At 56.8% G+C, this 13,638-nt stretch carries 18 protein-coding genes; 4 read left to right on the top strand and 14 right to left on the bottom strand.

The features are described 5' to 3' along the window. Window positions 1–13 precede the first annotated feature (13 nt). From JXR15_RS04885 to JXR15_RS04865, 5 genes are read right to left on the bottom strand one after another with little or no spacing between them, the layout of a single operon-like run. Complete coding sequence (locus JXR15_RS04885) at window positions 14–727, bottom strand: flagellar hook-basal body complex protein (protein WP_422052101.1); 714 nt, start codon at window positions 725–727, stop codon at window positions 14–16. A gap of 2 nt (window positions 728–729) precedes the next feature. Beyond that, window positions 730–999: a flagellar biosynthetic protein FliQ gene (locus JXR15_RS04880; protein WP_299421410.1), complete on the bottom strand. Its 270-nt coding sequence runs from the start codon at window positions 997–999 to the stop codon at window positions 730–732. After that, on the bottom strand, window positions 999–1,286 hold the full coding sequence (fliE, locus tag JXR15_RS04875; RefSeq protein WP_422052100.1) for a flagellar hook-basal body complex protein FliE: 288 nt from the start codon (window positions 1,284–1,286) through the stop codon (window positions 999–1,001). The genes JXR15_RS04880 and fliE overlap by 1 nt, the downstream gene beginning before the upstream one ends. Window positions 1,287–1,307: 21 nt before the next feature. Next, entirely contained in the window at window positions 1,308–1,694 is a 387-nt protein-coding gene (gene flgC / locus JXR15_RS04870; protein ID WP_299421415.1) for a flagellar basal body rod protein FlgC, read from the bottom strand. 22 nt (window positions 1,695–1,716) lie between these two features. Further along, window positions 1,717–2,100, bottom strand: a complete 384-nt coding sequence (locus JXR15_RS04865; RefSeq protein ID WP_412552743.1) for a FlgB family protein — start codon at window positions 2,098–2,100, stop codon at window positions 1,717–1,719. A gap of 83 nt (window positions 2,101–2,183) precedes the next feature. Between JXR15_RS04865 and JXR15_RS04860 the strand changes: the two genes are divergently transcribed. After that, entirely contained in the window at window positions 2,184–3,515 is a 1,332-nt protein-coding gene (locus JXR15_RS04860) for a FliI/YscN family ATPase (RefSeq protein WP_422052099.1), read from the top strand. A 121-nt stretch (window positions 3,516–3,636) separates the two neighbouring features. Here JXR15_RS04860 and JXR15_RS04855 read toward each other — a convergent pair whose 3' ends face one another. The 6 genes from JXR15_RS04855 to JXR15_RS04830 form a co-directional block, all read right to left on the bottom strand. After that, the gene (locus JXR15_RS04855) at window positions 3,637–4,425 is read right to left on the bottom strand and encodes a DUF1217 domain-containing protein (RefSeq protein ID WP_422052098.1); all 789 of its coding nucleotides are present in this window, start codon (window positions 4,423–4,425) and stop codon (window positions 3,637–3,639) included. Next, window positions 4,422–4,826 (bottom strand): flagellar biosynthesis repressor FlbT, encoded by a 405-nt coding sequence (gene flbT, locus JXR15_RS04850; RefSeq protein WP_422052097.1) that lies wholly within the window; start codon window positions 4,824–4,826, stop codon window positions 4,422–4,424. The genes JXR15_RS04855 and flbT overlap by 4 nt, the downstream gene beginning before the upstream one ends. Continuing rightward, a complete protein-coding gene (gene flaF, locus JXR15_RS04845; protein ID WP_422052096.1) occupies window positions 4,823–5,200 on the bottom strand; it encodes a flagellar biosynthesis regulator FlaF in 378 nt (125 codons plus the stop codon). The genes flbT and flaF overlap by 4 nt, the downstream gene beginning before the upstream one ends. Before the next feature lie 84 nt (window positions 5,201–5,284). Then, window positions 5,285–6,511, bottom strand: a complete 1,227-nt coding sequence (locus JXR15_RS04840) for a flagellin (protein WP_422052095.1) — start codon at window positions 6,509–6,511, stop codon at window positions 5,285–5,287. Between the two features lie 224 nt (window positions 6,512–6,735). Next, entirely contained in the window at window positions 6,736–7,107 is a 372-nt protein-coding gene (locus JXR15_RS04835) for a flagellar biosynthesis protein FlgN (protein WP_422052094.1), read from the bottom strand. Continuing rightward, window positions 7,100–7,393 carry a rod-binding protein gene (locus tag JXR15_RS04830; RefSeq protein ID WP_422052093.1) on the bottom strand — a complete coding sequence of 98 codons (294 nt, stop codon included), beginning with the start codon at window positions 7,391–7,393 and terminating at the stop codon, window positions 7,100–7,102. The genes JXR15_RS04835 and JXR15_RS04830 overlap by 8 nt, the downstream gene beginning before the upstream one ends. A 115-nt stretch (window positions 7,394–7,508) precedes the next feature. Between JXR15_RS04830 and JXR15_RS04825 the strand changes: the two genes are divergently transcribed. The 3 genes from JXR15_RS04825 (at window position 7,509) to JXR15_RS04815 (ending at window position 10,529) form a co-directional block, all read left to right on the top strand. Continuing rightward, a complete protein-coding gene (locus JXR15_RS04825) occupies window positions 7,509–8,888 on the top strand; it encodes a flagellar hook-length control protein FliK (RefSeq protein ID WP_422052092.1) in 1,380 nt (459 codons plus the stop codon). 9 nt (window positions 8,889–8,897) lie between these two features. Further along, a complete protein-coding gene (locus JXR15_RS04820; protein WP_422052091.1) occupies window positions 8,898–9,590 on the top strand; it encodes a flagellar hook capping FlgD N-terminal domain-containing protein in 693 nt (230 codons plus the stop codon). Window positions 9,591–9,695: 105 nt separating this feature from the next. Continuing rightward, a complete protein-coding gene (locus JXR15_RS04815) occupies window positions 9,696–10,529 on the top strand; it encodes a phosphotransferase (RefSeq protein WP_422052090.1) in 834 nt (277 codons plus the stop codon). Here the strand turns inward: JXR15_RS04815 and JXR15_RS04810 are convergent. The 3 genes from JXR15_RS04810 to JXR15_RS04800 are packed head-to-tail and all read right to left on the bottom strand — an operon-like array spanning window position 10,508 to window position 13,535. Then, a complete protein-coding gene (locus JXR15_RS04810; protein ID WP_422052089.1) occupies window positions 10,508–11,833 on the bottom strand; it encodes an NAD(P)/FAD-dependent oxidoreductase in 1,326 nt (441 codons plus the stop codon). The two genes, JXR15_RS04815 and JXR15_RS04810, sit on opposite strands and share 22 nt — an antisense overlap. Next, window positions 11,830–12,648 (bottom strand): ABC transporter permease, encoded by an 819-nt coding sequence (locus tag JXR15_RS04805; protein WP_422052088.1) that lies wholly within the window; start codon window positions 12,646–12,648, stop codon window positions 11,830–11,832. The genes JXR15_RS04810 and JXR15_RS04805 overlap by 4 nt, the downstream gene beginning before the upstream one ends. Next, window positions 12,645–13,535 (bottom strand): ABC transporter permease subunit, encoded by an 891-nt coding sequence (locus tag JXR15_RS04800; RefSeq protein WP_422052250.1) that lies wholly within the window; start codon window positions 13,533–13,535, stop codon window positions 12,645–12,647. Before JXR15_RS04800 ends, JXR15_RS04805 begins: the two co-directional genes overlap by 4 nt. Window positions 13,536–13,638: the final 103 nt, after the last annotated feature.

Raw genomic sequence — 13,638 nt, 5'->3', positions numbered from 1 at the left:
CTCTTTCTATTAATTATCTGACGAAGGTTTTCACCGCGTCGCGGATGCGGCTGTGTTCATTTTCCAGGAAGGTCTGTCCCATTTCATAGGCGCGCTGCACCTCGATCATGCGGGACAATTGAGTAATCGGGTTCACGTTTGAGCTTTCAAGGAAGCCCTGCAAAACGCGGGCCTCTTCAATCGGTTCCACCCCATCAGGGGCCTCAAACAGCACGCCGGTTTCCCGCTTCAAATCGAGCGGGTTGACTGGGCGGTAGACACCCAATTGTCCGAGAGGATTGCCGTCCACGCTAAAGGTACCGTCGGAGGACACGTCCACGCCTTTGGCATCCGGCGGAATGAAGATCGGCGCGCCGCCTGCGTCCAGAACGAGGTGACCATCCATGTTCACCAGATCGCCGTTTTCATTTGGAGAAAACGCACCTGCGCGGGTCAGGCGCTCCCCTTCAGGAGTTTGCACCATAAAAAATCCGGGACCCTCAACAGCAAAATCCAGGCTTCCGCCTGTCTGCTTCAAAGCCCCCTGCTCCAGCGAGGTCATCTGCACATTGGCCGTGGCCATGGAGATGCTTTCGGTGCCGGGTGCCGACTTGATGAATTCTGAAAACGCAATGCCCTCGGCGCGATAGCCGGTGGTGGCCGCGTTAGCGATGTTGTTCGCCAGCACATTCATCTCACGGACAAGACCTGACTGACGGGTTAGCGTTGTGTAGCCTGCGTTGTCCATAATTAGCCTCCAGCAATCAACGGAACGAGGGTGGATTGAAAAAACGACACCAGTGTTTGGCTCATGAATCCCATGGTGGCCCAGAACACGATGACGATGCACAGCACCTTTGGCACAAAGGTCAGGGTCATCTCCTGGATCGACGTCAGCGCCTGAAACAAGCCAACCAAAACACCAGAGACCAACGCCACGGCCAGAATGGGCATGGAGATCATCACCGCGACCCATAGGCCTTGGCGCAAGGTGTCAAAGAAGATGGCTTGATCAAACATCAGACCGGCATACGCAGAATTTCTTGGTAGGCTTCGACCACCTTGTTGCGCACGGTCACGGCGGTTTCGACAGCCAGTTCGGACTGGGCCAGCGCCTGTACCAATGTGTGCGGGTCTGCCTTGGCGGTCATCGCCTGCATCGAGACCTGCTCGCTTTCCTGAAGGGTGGCGGCAAAATCTTTTGCCAGGCCAAACAGAGCATTGCCACCTTGGCCGTTTTCAGCCGGCCCTGTCGCGGGCTTTGAGGCGGTGTAATTCTGAGCGGCTAGTACTGTACGGACATCCATTCTGGGTCTCCTTAGTTAAATTTATTTGCGCAAGAGTTCCATGAGCGACGAAGACATCTGACGGGTTTGGTCAAACATCTTGAGGTTGGCTTCGTAGCTGCGCTGCGCTTCGCGCGCGTCAGCGATTTCGATGATCATGTCGACGTTGGAGCCCAGATAGTTACCGCTGGCATCCGCCATCGGGTGGCTTGGATCAAAGATTTTTGTGCCTTCGCTGCGGTCCAGTTGAACTGGGCTCACCGACACCTGACCGTCACGGGTAGATGTGTCTGCCTCAAAGCTCACGGTCTTCCGCTGATAGCCTGGGGTGTCGGCGTTGGCGATGTTCTCGGACACGTGACGCAGGCGGGCGGCCTGGGCACGCAAACCTGACGAGGTGACGCTTAATGCGGAACCAAAATCACTCATTGATCATGACTTTCTGTCTTACTTAACGTCCAAGTGCAGTTCGAAGCACGGACAGGGAGGATTTGTAGATGGCCAGCGAACGGTCGTGCTGACGTTTGACATCGACCGCTTTCAGCATCTCTTCTTCCAAGGAGACACTGTTGCCGCTTGGGGCAACTTCGGCGGTGGCGAGAGACGGGCGCAATGCGGAGGCTTCCAGCCCATGGCCTTGATGACCAGAGCGGGTGGCACGCATACTGGAGGCTCCACCGTCATTGCGGTAGACCTCTTTAAACGGCGTGATGTCGCGAGCTTTGTAGCCCGGCGTATCGGCGTTTGCCATATTCTGAGCCACAACCGACTGTCGTACAGCGGCGTGTTGGCCCATGGCATGTGCAGTTTTAAATACGTTCAAATTCTTGAACACGGGGTTTCTCCCTCGGTGGCTTAAATCAAGACTTAACCCTGATTCCTTTAGAAAGGGTTTCGAAGGAACTTTGGAGAATCCAAATGGACGCTAAAGGGCTAGAAAGCCTTGGCGCAGAGCTCAAAAGAGTGCGCCCAATCAAAGACATAGGACGAGTCTGCGCCGTGGAAGGCAACCTTCTGCGCGTGAGTGGGCTCAATAAGGTCGCACGAATCGGAGATCTGCTGGAAGTGACGCTTCATGACGGGGCAAAAATTGCCGGTGAAGTGATCCAGCTGCATACACAAGACATGACAATGTTGCCGGATGCGGCGCCGGATGGGGTCTCGATTGGCGACCGTGTGGCGCTGCGCGATCAGGTGGGCATTGCGCCGTCAGATGCCTGGATTGGGCGGATCATTGATCCTTATGGCAATCCGCTCGATGGCAAACCCTTGTTACGGGGGCCGGAAATGCGGCCTTTGAAGAACAGCCCGCCGCCGCCAGCCGCCCGTCGTGCGCTGGGCGATAGGTTGGAAACCGGGATGGCGATTTTCAACACGATGCTGCCAATTGTGAAAGGCCAACGTATTGGCTTGTTTGCAGGTTCCGGCGTCGGGAAATCGAGCCTGATGGGCCAGTTTGCCAAACATATGACCGGTGATATTGCCGTAATTGCCTTGATTGGGGAACGGGGTAGAGAGCTGCGGGAGTTTGTGGAAAACGTGTTGGGGCCGGAAGGGCTAAAACGCTCGATAGTGATCGCGGCTACCTCGGATCAATCCCCCCTGGTGCGCAGGAGGTGCGCTTTGGCGGCGATGAGTGTGGCGGAGCATTTCCGAGATTCCGGCAAGCACGTGATTTTTATGGCAGATTCCATCACACGCTTTGCCGAAGCCCACCGCGAGGTGGCTGTTGCGTCAGGCGAAATGCCGGCGCTGCGAGGCTATCCGCCATCAACCTCCCACATGATCATGTCGCTGTGTGAACGGGCCGGCCCCGGACTTGAAGGTCAGGGCGATATTACCGGTGTTTTCAGTGTGTTGGTCGCAGGCTCCGATATGGATGAACCCATCGCGGACATCCTGCGTGGGGTGCTGGATGGGCATGTGGTGTTGGATCGAAAGATTGCGGAACGTGGGCGATACCCGGCTGTGGATCTGCTGCGGTCTGTTTCCCGGAGCCTGCCGCATTGTGCGACCGACCAAGAAAATGCAACGATTTCAGAGGCTCGCAGACTTTTGGGGGCGTATGAACAAAGTGCCACGATGATCCGGGCGGGGCTGTATTCGGCGGGGTCTGATCCGGTGCTGGATGTGGCGATCAACGCCTGGCCGGAGCTGGATGCCTATATGGGCGACGGCAACAGTGCCTCAATTATGAATGCATTTCAGAAGCTTACGCTGCTTCTGCGCCGTGCAGGCGCGAAAGCGTAAACAGGCATCTACAAAACGACAAAAGCGCGCCTTTTGAGGCGCGCTTTTTGCTGAATTTTCACGTCGGTATTGCGTCGGTATCACAACTGTAATGCGACGGTTCTAGATGTTGTGGGTCAGATCAATACTGCAACAAGGTCAAAGCAATCTGACCGCCGCTCAAACCCTGCGAGGTGTTGATCTGGGACATGATCAAGTAGCGATCCACCAGCTTCTGTTGCGCGTCTTCCCCAACAAATTGGCTGATCTCGGAGTCACCGGTCAGTTTCTCCATACGACCACGGAACACCTCGAGCTGCTTGTCGAGATCCAACGCGCCAAAAGAAGACGGCAGGTTGAAAGTTTGCTCCATCACATTGCGCAAGGGCGGAGAGCCAAGAACGGAAAACCACTTGGTGTTGTCGCTGCCGCCGTTGACCGAAATCTCTTCCAACTCGCGCACAGCATTCAGCGCCAGACGCATGCTTTCGTCCTGTTCGCCTACAGCAATCTCAAACTGCCGCGTGGTGTAATCCGCTTTGATGTTTTCAACAAAGGAGTCGGTTTTGTGCCAAGGTCCGCCGAGATCCCCAAAGCCAAAATCTTTGGCAAAAGCGAGGTACCGCTTATCGGCCATTTTGTTGGCCAGCGCATCCGGGGCTTGTGAGCCCTCCTCAAGAACTTTCTTCATGAGGAAGGTGTGGTTGAGGTCTTCGTCCAAGCCGTAGGCGCCTAGCGCAATCCGCATCAGGCGGCGGTCGCTGGTGAGATCCTCTGCGGTTTCAACATTTTTGATGTTTTCTTCAAAATAGTCGAGGTCGCGCTGCATGACCGGCGAACTTTCGAACGCCTTGGTCTGCGTGTCCATCGTCCGCTGGAGAAAGTTCCAGGCAACGAGGCCGGTTCCTGCGACGATAGGTTGAAAGCTCATTGGCGCGCCACCGCCATCAAACGGTCTTCGCGTGGCAACAAGGTGCGCAACGCTTTGAGGCTTTGATAGTGACGGCCAGCCAGTACGGCCTCAGAGGCCAATGTGATCTGTTGCCGGCTGTCGTGATCGGTGAAGACCTGACTCAGATCCTCGATGTGGCGCAGCAAGGTGCGTTCCACCTCATCGGCCTCGGCATCACCAGACAGCACCAGCTGCAGCGAATAACAGGCGCGGCGCACAGGGGTGTTAGCTTCTTCCGGGTGGATGGCATCCCGCAGGCGCAGGATGTTGGCATTTGGGGTCATGATGGACAGACGGGACCGGCGATCGCCGTTCTCGATGACTGCGCCATTGACCAGAACCCGCTCTTTGGGGCTTAATTTTAGAACCAGGCCGCTCATGCTGCTGCTGCTCCGCTTCGAAGGCCGCGTAATATCGCGGTGTTGACTTCCAGTAGGGGCCGCACATTGGCGTCGCCCGCCAGCACTTTTGCGCTGTGATGATCCGTGAATTCCGCGAGGTAGAAGATCTGGGCCCGAAGCTGTTCGGGAAGACCGTTGTCATTGCCAGCAACATCCACAGCGAGAAGGGTCCAAAGGGAGCGGTTCTCATGGATGGCTTCGGCTAAAAGAGGGAAACCACGTTTGCCTTGCATGGCAGCTTGTTTCAGCTTGTGGGTGACCCGCGCGATCACGTCATATTCCAGCTTGCCTGTGGACTTTGTTGGCGCTGAGGCCTGCCCGTAGGCGCGTTTTGCGAGAGCATTAGGTGTCACGTCGGAGTTCTCCCGATATGCGAGACAGAAATTAGAAAGATGGAGGTGCTGGGGGCGCCGTTCGAGCGCCCCCAACTAAGTCCATTAACGGAAGAGCGACAGCAGCTGCTGTGGCGCCTGGTTCGCAATAGACAGCGACTGTGTCGCCAGCTGCTGCTGAACCTGAAGTGCCTGCAGACGTGCAGATGTTTCTTCCATATCGGCGTCAACCATGGAACCGATGCCCGAAGTCAGGGAGTCAGACAGCTTCGATACGAAGTCGTTCTGAGTGCTGATGCGGGATTCAACGGTACCGAAAGCTGCGGCTGCGTCGATGGAGGTGGTGATCAAAGCCTCGATGTTGTCCAGTGCTGCGGTTGCACCCGCTGAAGTAGAAACGTCGATGTTGGCCAGCTCAGCCATACCGCCGGACCCATTGTTTTTAAAGGAACCGGTTGCGGAGAGGTCTTCAGTGCCATTGTTGGTGAAAACCAATTCGCCCGGGTTGGCGCTGTCATAGACAACATCCAAATCAGCGATACCCAGATCATCGATGGCGTTCTTCATGCCAACGGCGATCATGTCAGTGGTGGTTACACCGGTAGCAATGTCTGCATCAGTCAGAGTGTAGGATGCAGTCTGATCACCAATTGTCATGGAGATCTTGTCACCTGCCGCCCACGCTGTTGCACCGTCTTGGAAGGCGATGTCGTCAGAGCCACCACCGTTGTCCAAAGACAGAACAAAGGTGTCAGCATTGGCGGATACCGTGGCGTTACCTACTGCAGTACCAGCCGCAAACACGTCATTTGCAGCGTAGCCACCGCTGGACAGGTCTTGACCAGTAACAGTGATTGAAGACGCGTTCACAGCACCTGTGGAGTCGCGGTCAAGAGAGGACAAAACGTCGGTAGAAGCGGTAGAACCATCAACCAAGTTCAAGCCGTTGAACTGGGCTGCGCCCACAACAGAACCAATCTGGTCACGCAGATCAGAAACTTCGGCCTGCAGTTTTGCACGGTCCACGTTGTCACCCTGTGCGGCAACAATGCGCTCTTTCATCTGACCCAGCAGGTCGGTCACTGTTTCGGTTGCGTTACGGGCAACAGCAACAGTGGATTCACCCAGCGAAAGACTTTCTTTCACCGATTTGAAACCGTTTACGTCAGATTCCATGGTCTTGGAAATCGCCCATACCGCGGCGTTTTGCTTGGCGTCGGCAACCTTCTTACCAGTCGAGATAGCGGACGTGGTGTCAGACAGGCTGGAGTTAACGGATTTCAGAGTTTGCAGCGCAACCATTGCGCCGTTATTTGTCAGAATGCTGGACATGGCATTTCCTATATGTCGTGACGCTTTTGCGTCGGTTTGTATTTTGCGCCTCTTTAGGGAGGCACTCCTGAACGTCATTCTGACATCTACCGGTCGGCTCAGGTCCGTGTCCGGTGCCACCCTCCTTGGGATGCGGGTTTAACATGGCGTGGTAAGTGCTAACGTTTCCCTAAACCCAAACCGTACAATCGATGGCATTTTAAACAAACTTGGTTGAGTGCGATTTACGCTCTCTTTTCAACACGTTGACCGGCGCTCAGCTGAACAGCTTGGCGCTGACCACGGTTGTCATACGATTCGAAAGAGGTGCGCACGCGACGCAGGGTTGTCATACGTTCCTGGGTGGCCTGCAGACCGGCCTGCGCCGATTCCAAAAGGTGCTGGTTGCGGGCGAATCCCTCTTGCAACGGGGCAAGGTCATCGGCGTCGATCTCCTCTTCCTCTTGCAATGTGGTGAGTTCCTCAAACAGCGCTTCCTTGCGCGTTAAAAGGTCAGGCAACGCGTCCAACTTGCCTTCGATCAGCGCAACACGTTCGTCCGCCAGCAGCTCTTGCAGCGAATCGATCAGCGGGATTTCAACGGTCTCATCAGACATCAGCGCGCTCCTTTAGGGCATTGAAGAAAGCCTCAGACAGGCCGATTCCGCCGGCGTCCACCATGGCGCGGGCTTGTTCCTGCACCAGGAAGGAGGAGAACTGGTCTTCGCCAGCGCCCCCACCAAAAGATTCGCTGGTTTTTCCGAGGCCTGCGGATTTCAGCATCTCCGCCAGGAAGCCGGCTTCGAGCTCTTTGGCCGCATCGCGCAGCGCGGTCTCGCGGGCGCTGGGCATCGGTTGAATGGGGGGCGCAGCGGGCGCCACAGGGGAAGGTGTGTTGAGCATTTCTTGCCTCACAGTCTAAACGTGGATTTTTTCAGTTGTCGCTCAGGACGGTAAAGAAAGTGGTAAGGAACACTGAGGTAGAGAGGTCGGCGAGGAAGAATTCCCGGAGACCGCTATGCTGAACCTGCCCTTTGTGACCCAACCGTCCACCACCACCGAGACAACGGCCACCAAAAATGCGCCCAAGCCCAAGCAGGAAAAGGACGACTTTTCCAAAGCTTACGAGGCATCTGACACGGGTCGAGACCGGTCGTCCGAGGATGTAAACGACACCCGCGGCACCGATCAGGATCAGCCCGAAGAGACGCCAAAAGAGGCTGATTCGCACGCTGACAAAGACGGCAATCAGAGCCAGCCCGATGGGCGGGACACAAAGTCTGAGGCACCGGATGAGGCGGAATTTGTGGCTGTGGAGGTCGCCAAAGCAATTGACGACATCCCCGAAATTCCGGCCGAGGGCGATATGGTTGTGAAGGCCATCAAAGGCTCCCCGGAGAATGCCGCGCTGATGAAGCTGGCGGATCAAGCCGGAGACGCGGCCAAACAAGCCACGGCGCAAACCACACAGACCACTGACGTGAAAGCAACTGCTCTACCGGAGCAGGTCGCCCCGAAAACCGCCGAGTCGGTTCAGATGGCCAATGCCCAAGGTTCCAAGATCGCAGCGGAAGTTGGCGAGGGTCTGGACCCCATGAAGGTTCAGGTGCGTTCCAAAGTGAGCCAGCAGGCGGCACAGGCGGCGCCACAGCAGGTTGTGCAAGAAGTGGCCGCTCAGGATGCGGGCCGTCGCGGCGCAATCAAGCAGAGTGTAGAATCGGTGGATGAGCCAACCGCGCCCAAACTCGAAACGCCATCCGTGCCAACCACGTCCACCACGCAGCAGATGCAGGCCCGTGCCATTATGGAGCAGGTCAATGCCGGTGTGCAGCAGATGAGCGGTAAGGCAGTGGACATTCAGGCCAACCAAAGCGTTGATATGGTGATTGCCGCGGCAGATGAGACCAACAACAGCTCACGCTCGATCATGAGCTCGCAAGAAGCCGCGTCGCAAGCACGTCTGAGCAACAGTGCGCCCAACCCGGCCTATGTGGTGCGTCAGGTGGCAGATGCCTTCAAAATGGCAGACAAAAACCTGATCGAGCTGGCAATGGATCCGCCGGAGCTTGGCAAGGTGCGTATGTCTATGACCGAGACCGGTGGCGTGATGACCGTGAACATCGCCGCCGAGAACCAGGCCACAACCGAATTGATGCGCCGTCACATCGACATGCTGCGCAAAGACTTTATGGAGATGGGCTATCAGGACGTCTCCTTTAGCTTTGAACAACAGGGAAGCGACGGCCAGAATGCCCAAGGTGGCAATGACTTTGCCCAAGGCGGACAGGGTGGAAATGGCCAAGGCGATGGCCCGATTCTGCCCGATGCCGCCGCATTGGCCGCACAACAGGCCACCCCACAAACCCTCGTAAGCAGCGGCCTTGATATCCGCGTCTAGGAGAGAGACATGACCCCTACCGCAACCTCCGCCGCGTCCCAGACCGGCGCAGCACAAGCCACAGCAGCGGCTGCCGCTGCAAATGAACCCACAAACGGGTCCGCAGCACTGGCCTCTGATTTTGAGACCTTTCTGACCATGTTGTCGGTGCAGATGCAGAACCAAGATCCGTTGAACCCAACCGATTCGACAGAATTTGCCTCACAGCTGGCGCAGTTCTCGACCGTGGAACAGCAAACGCTGACCAACACGCTGTTGACCAACCTTGGCACGCAACTCGGTGCGATGGGCATGGGCAATCTGGCGACCTGGGTTGGTATGGAAGCCCGCGTGACCGCGCCGGCGCATTTCACCGGTGACCCCATTGAGGTTGTGCCAAATGCCAATGAATTAGCCGCGTCGGCAACATTGATTGTGCGCAACGACTCCGGCAGCGAAGTGCAACGCTACGCCATTGATCCCAAGTCGGAAACGGTGACGTGGTCGGGTCTTGACGATGCGGGCAATCCGTTCCCGGATGGCAATTATACTTTTGTCACCGAAAGCCGTGCCAATGGCGAAACTTTGGACACGGTGTATGGCGATATTTACGCGCGGGTGACCGAGGCACGGAACACCGATCAAGGCGTGGTGTTGATCTCGCCCGGTGGTGTGGAATTTGCGGCAGACTCTGTTGTGTCCCTGCGCGAGCCAACCACCTAACACTTGCCTCCGTTCGGCACGTGAATTAGCGTCGCGGCGCTCTGCTCAAGGACCGCCGCGCTGACTGATCTGCCCCCTACCCCACCTGACGCCGTGATTGCGGATTTGGCCGATGCGCTTCCAACGCGCGCGGTGCCGTCGGCATGGCATCCGCTGTTTGGAGGGCGAACCAACACGGCTTGGCATGGGGAATGCGGGGCATATGGCGACATCGTGCTGAAGCTTTATGCTGGCCCTGCGCGCAATCCGCTGTTTCCAAATGACCCAGAGGCCGAAGCGAAATTGCTTCAGTATTTGCAACCCACGGGCTTGGCACCGACGTTTTTGGCTGGATTCGAGACCGATCTAGGCATCTGCAATGTCTACGCACATGTGCCCGGAACCACCTGGCAACAGGACGTGAATTCCGTTGCCGCACTCATGCTCAAGCTGCATGGACTAGTCGCGCCCAAAGGGCTGCGACGCGTGGCGGATGGCTCTGCCGCGCTGATTGCGCAGACGCTGGAGATTGTAAGGCGCTGTGAGAAGATCCCGCAATTTTTGTCTGATTTGCCAAACGCGGTGGTGCCGCCATCTGGGCAAGCCGTGCTTTTGCACAGCGATATTGTGCCCGGGAACCTGATACAGAGTGAGGGCGGGCTGCATCTCATTGACTGGCAATGCCCGGCGGTGGGCGATCCTTGTGAGGATATCGCGGTGTTTCTGTCCCCGGCGATGCAACACCTTTATCGTCAATCACCTCTATTAGAGACTGATATTCGTGATTTTCTAGCCACATATGGCCAAGGCGACGTGATTGCGCGCTATCGGCAGTTGGCGCCGTTTTATCATGCCCGCATGGCCGCTTATTGCCTGTGGCAAGTTGAGAATGACCGCCCAGCCTATGCTGCCGGATTACAGCTAGAAGTGGCAGCGCTTCAAAGGTCTTTGAGACCGTAGTAGAGATAGCCCGGATACATCGCCAAGCGGCGAAAGCGGCCAAGGGGGAAGCGCCTGGGGGTGGCACGCATGATGTTCGGGTGTATTAGGGTCGATTCCTGCAGGATATCCTGCGCAATCAAAGCACCGGCATAGCTGCCCATGGCGACGCCATTGCCATGGTAGGCAAAGCCCGCATATAGATTTTTCACACCAGGAACGCGGCCTGCAAACGGCGTCTGACCACGACTGTAGCAGACAAAACCGGACCAGTAATACGGCGTTTCGATGTGTGCCCAGGCGGGGAAGAGCCGCTCAAAATGCTGACGGATGCGCAGCTTGATCTGGTCGCTGGTGCGTTTGGAGGTTGAGAGACCACCGCGCATGCCAAACAGAAAGCGGTTGTCGGGCATCAGGCGGAAATAGTGCAGCAGGTTGCGGCTGTCATAGGACATCTGCCGCGAGGTCCAGCCTTGCGCGGCCTGTTCTGCTGGTGAGATCGGCCGTGTGACAATCACGCTGGATTGCGCCGGGAGGAAGCGCCCGGCGAGCCATGGCGGGGTGGACTCGCTGGAATAGCCATTGGTGGCGATCACCAGATTTTTGGCTGTGACCTGCCCCTGCGGCGTTTTGAGCAGCCAGAGGCCTCCCTGTTGAATGGTCTCTAGTACAGGCGTATCGCCATAGAGTGTGGCACCGCCTTTTTCAGCGGATTGGGCCAGGCTAGAGACGTATTTGCGTGGATTCAGTGCAAAGCCAATTGGGGTTGTAATGGCCCCATAAAACCCGCCTCCGAAGCCACGATCCGCGAGGTCTTCTTTGGCGATTACGTCTATTGGTTTTTTGTAGAGCGTGGCGAGGTCTTCTGCCTCTTGCGCAAAGCCAGCAGCGGCACGGGCATTGTGGGCAAGCATGGTTTCGCCCTCGCTGTGCTGATCCACATCCCAGTCAAATCGGGAAAGAAGGCCGTCCACGTGATCGACTGCCGCGCGTTCGGCAGTCATATAGTCTGACAGCGCCTCTTCGCCAAAGCGCCTTTTTAGAGACTTGTAAGATGCTTTGGCGCCACCAAGGCAGCAGAAGCCACCGTTGCGCCCGGACGCGCCCCAGCCAACCTGCTTGGCGTCCAGCACGGTGACGTCGACGCCCGCTTCCGCCAGCTTGAGCGCGGCGTTGAGACCAGTGAACCCCGCGCCGATGATCGCAACCTCCGTGGTCACGTCACCAGACAGGGCTGGACGGGCCGAAACAGGCACTGTTTCAGCCCAAAAGCTGCTTTCTACCGGTCCATCCGAGTAGGCAAACGGGTCGCAGATACGTCTCATGCCAGCTTTTCTGCCGCCGCTTCCTCACGCTGTTGCCGCACCACATTGCGCTTGTTGATCAGCGAGGCAGTGATCACCCCAATCGCCACCACAAAGATCATGATGGTGGAGAGTGCGTTGATTTCCGGGCTCACACCTAGACGCACCGAGGACCAGATTTTCATCGGCAAGGTGGTGGCCGAGGGGCCAGAGGTGAAGGACGCGATCACCAGATCGTCCAGCGACAGGGTGAAAGCCAGCAGCCAGCCGGAGATCACCGCCGGAGCGATGATCGGCAGGGTCACGAGGCGGAAGGCTTGCACTGGCGAACAGCCCAGATCAAGCGCGGCTTCCTCGAGGCTTTGGTCAAAACTTACCAAACGCGAGCTGACCACCACGGAGACGTAGCACATCGCAAAAGTGGTGTGTGCCAGCACAATGGTGAAGACGCCGCGATCCATGCCAAGACTGATGAACAGCAGTAGCAGGGAGAGGCCAGTGATGACTTCGGGCATCACCATCGGCGCATAGATCATGCCAGAGAACACGGTGCGGCCGCGGAACCGCCCCGCGCGAACCATGACGATGGCAGCCATGGTGCCGAGAACTGTCGCGAGGCAGGAGCTGAGGAATGCCACTTTGATGGTCACCCAGGCGGCGTCCAGGAAAGCGGTGTTGCGCAGCACTTCGCCATACCATTTAGTGCTGAATCCCGCCCAAACAGTGACCAGTTTGCTTTCATTGAAGCTGAAGATGATCAGGATCAGCATGGGCAGATAAAGGAAGGCAAAGCCAAGCGTCAGCGAGGTGACGTTGAACCAAGTCATGCGTCTCATTGGTTGGCCTCCCGCTGTTTCTGCTCGTTGCGTTGGAAGAGCACGATGGGAATGATCAGGATCAGCAGGAGCACCACAGCCACCGCAGAGGCCACCGGCCAATCGCGGTTGGAGAAGAACTCTTCCCAGAGGACTTTACCAATCATCAGTGTGCGCGAACCGCCCAGAAGTGACGGGATGACAAATTCACCGATGGTCGGGATGAAGACCAGAAAGCTGCCGGCAATAATGCCTTGTTTGGAGAGTGGAATTGTCACCAGCCAGAAGGCGGAAAAACGGGAACAGCCGAGGTCCTCGGCCGCTTCCAGCAGGCTGATGTCGAGCTTTTCCAAGGCTGCGTAGATCGGCAGGATCATAAACGGCAAGTAGGTGTAAACAATGCCGATATAGACCGCGATATTGGTATTGAGGATGATCAGCGGCTCGTTGATCACGCCGAGCCAGAGAAGCACCTGATTGAGGTAGCCCTCCTGGCTCAAAATCCCCATCCAGGAATAGACGCGGATCAGGAAGCTGGTCCAAAACGGCAGGATCACCAACATGAACAACATGGCGCGCCATTCTTGTGGGGCGCGGGCAATACCGTAAGCAATGGGGTAACCAACCAGCAGCGTCAGCAGGGTCGAAATCACCGCAATCTTGAGGCTGGAAAGGTAGGCTTTCCAATAAAGATCATCCTCGGTCAGCCAGATGTAGTTCTCAAAATCCAACTCCGCAAAGAAGGCTTTTAGTCCGGCCCAGCCTTCGGCGAAGTCCAGGGTTGGCGTGTATGGCGGAATCGCCACGGCCAAATCGGATAGGGAGATTTTGAAGACAATGACAAACGGCACAATGAACAGGGCCAGCAGCCAGACGTAAGGCGTTCCGATAAGTAACCGTTTTGCAATCGCATCTCTCAATTCACCGCTGAGCAGCCACCAAATTCCACAAGCGATACCAGCAGGAACAGCCGACTGCAGCGCCAATGACAACGAGGACACCAGGAAAGTC

This window comes from Shimia sp., from assembly GCF_049116215.1.
In the GTDB taxonomy this organism is placed as follows: Bacteria; Pseudomonadota; Alphaproteobacteria; order Rhodobacterales; family Rhodobacteraceae; genus Shimia.
The sequence above is the reverse complement of the archived record's forward strand: the minus strand, read 5'-3'. Positions and strand labels throughout refer to the sequence as shown.

Bases quoted from the DNA above. Each gene is read 5' to 3' on its own strand.
- JXR15_RS04885 (WP_422052101.1), bottom strand. From the start codon at position 727: ATGGACAACGCAGGCTACACAACGCTAACCCGTCAGTCAGGTCTTGTC.
- JXR15_RS04880 (WP_299421410.1), bottom strand. From the start codon at position 999: ATGTTTGATCAAGCCATCTTCTTTGACACCTTGCGCCAAGGCCTATGG.
- fliE (WP_422052100.1), bottom strand. From the start codon at position 1,286: ATGGATGTCCGTACAGTACTAGCCGCTCAGAATTACACCGCCTCAAAG.
- flgC (WP_299421415.1), bottom strand. From the start codon at position 1,694: ATGAGTGATTTTGGTTCCGCATTAAGCGTCACCTCGTCAGGTTTGCGT.
- JXR15_RS04860 (WP_422052099.1), top strand. From the start codon at position 2,184: ATGGACGCTAAAGGGCTAGAAAGCCTTGGCGCAGAGCTCAAAAGAGTG.
- JXR15_RS04855 (WP_422052098.1), bottom strand. From the start codon at position 4,425: ATGAGCTTTCAACCTATCGTCGCAGGAACCGGCCTCGTTGCCTGGAAC.
- flbT (WP_422052097.1), bottom strand. From the start codon at position 4,826: ATGAGCGGCCTGGTTCTAAAATTAAGCCCCAAAGAGCGGGTTCTGGTC.
- JXR15_RS04840 (WP_422052095.1), bottom strand. From the start codon at position 6,511: ATGTCCAGCATTCTGACAAATAACGGCGCAATGGTTGCGCTGCAAACT.
- JXR15_RS04835 (WP_422052094.1), bottom strand. From the start codon at position 7,107: ATGTCTGATGAGACCGTTGAAATCCCGCTGATCGATTCGCTGCAAGAG.
- JXR15_RS04830 (WP_422052093.1), bottom strand. From the start codon at position 7,393: ATGCTCAACACACCTTCCCCTGTGGCGCCCGCTGCGCCCCCCATTCAA.
- JXR15_RS04825 (WP_422052092.1), top strand. From the start codon at position 7,509: ATGCTGAACCTGCCCTTTGTGACCCAACCGTCCACCACCACCGAGACA.
- JXR15_RS04820 (WP_422052091.1), top strand. From the start codon at position 8,898: ATGACCCCTACCGCAACCTCCGCCGCGTCCCAGACCGGCGCAGCACAA.
- JXR15_RS04810 (WP_422052089.1), bottom strand. From the start codon at position 11,833: ATGAGACGTATCTGCGACCCGTTTGCCTACTCGGATGGACCGGTAGAA.
- JXR15_RS04805 (WP_422052088.1), bottom strand. From the start codon at position 12,648: ATGAGACGCATGACTTGGTTCAACGTCACCTCGCTGACGCTTGGCTTT.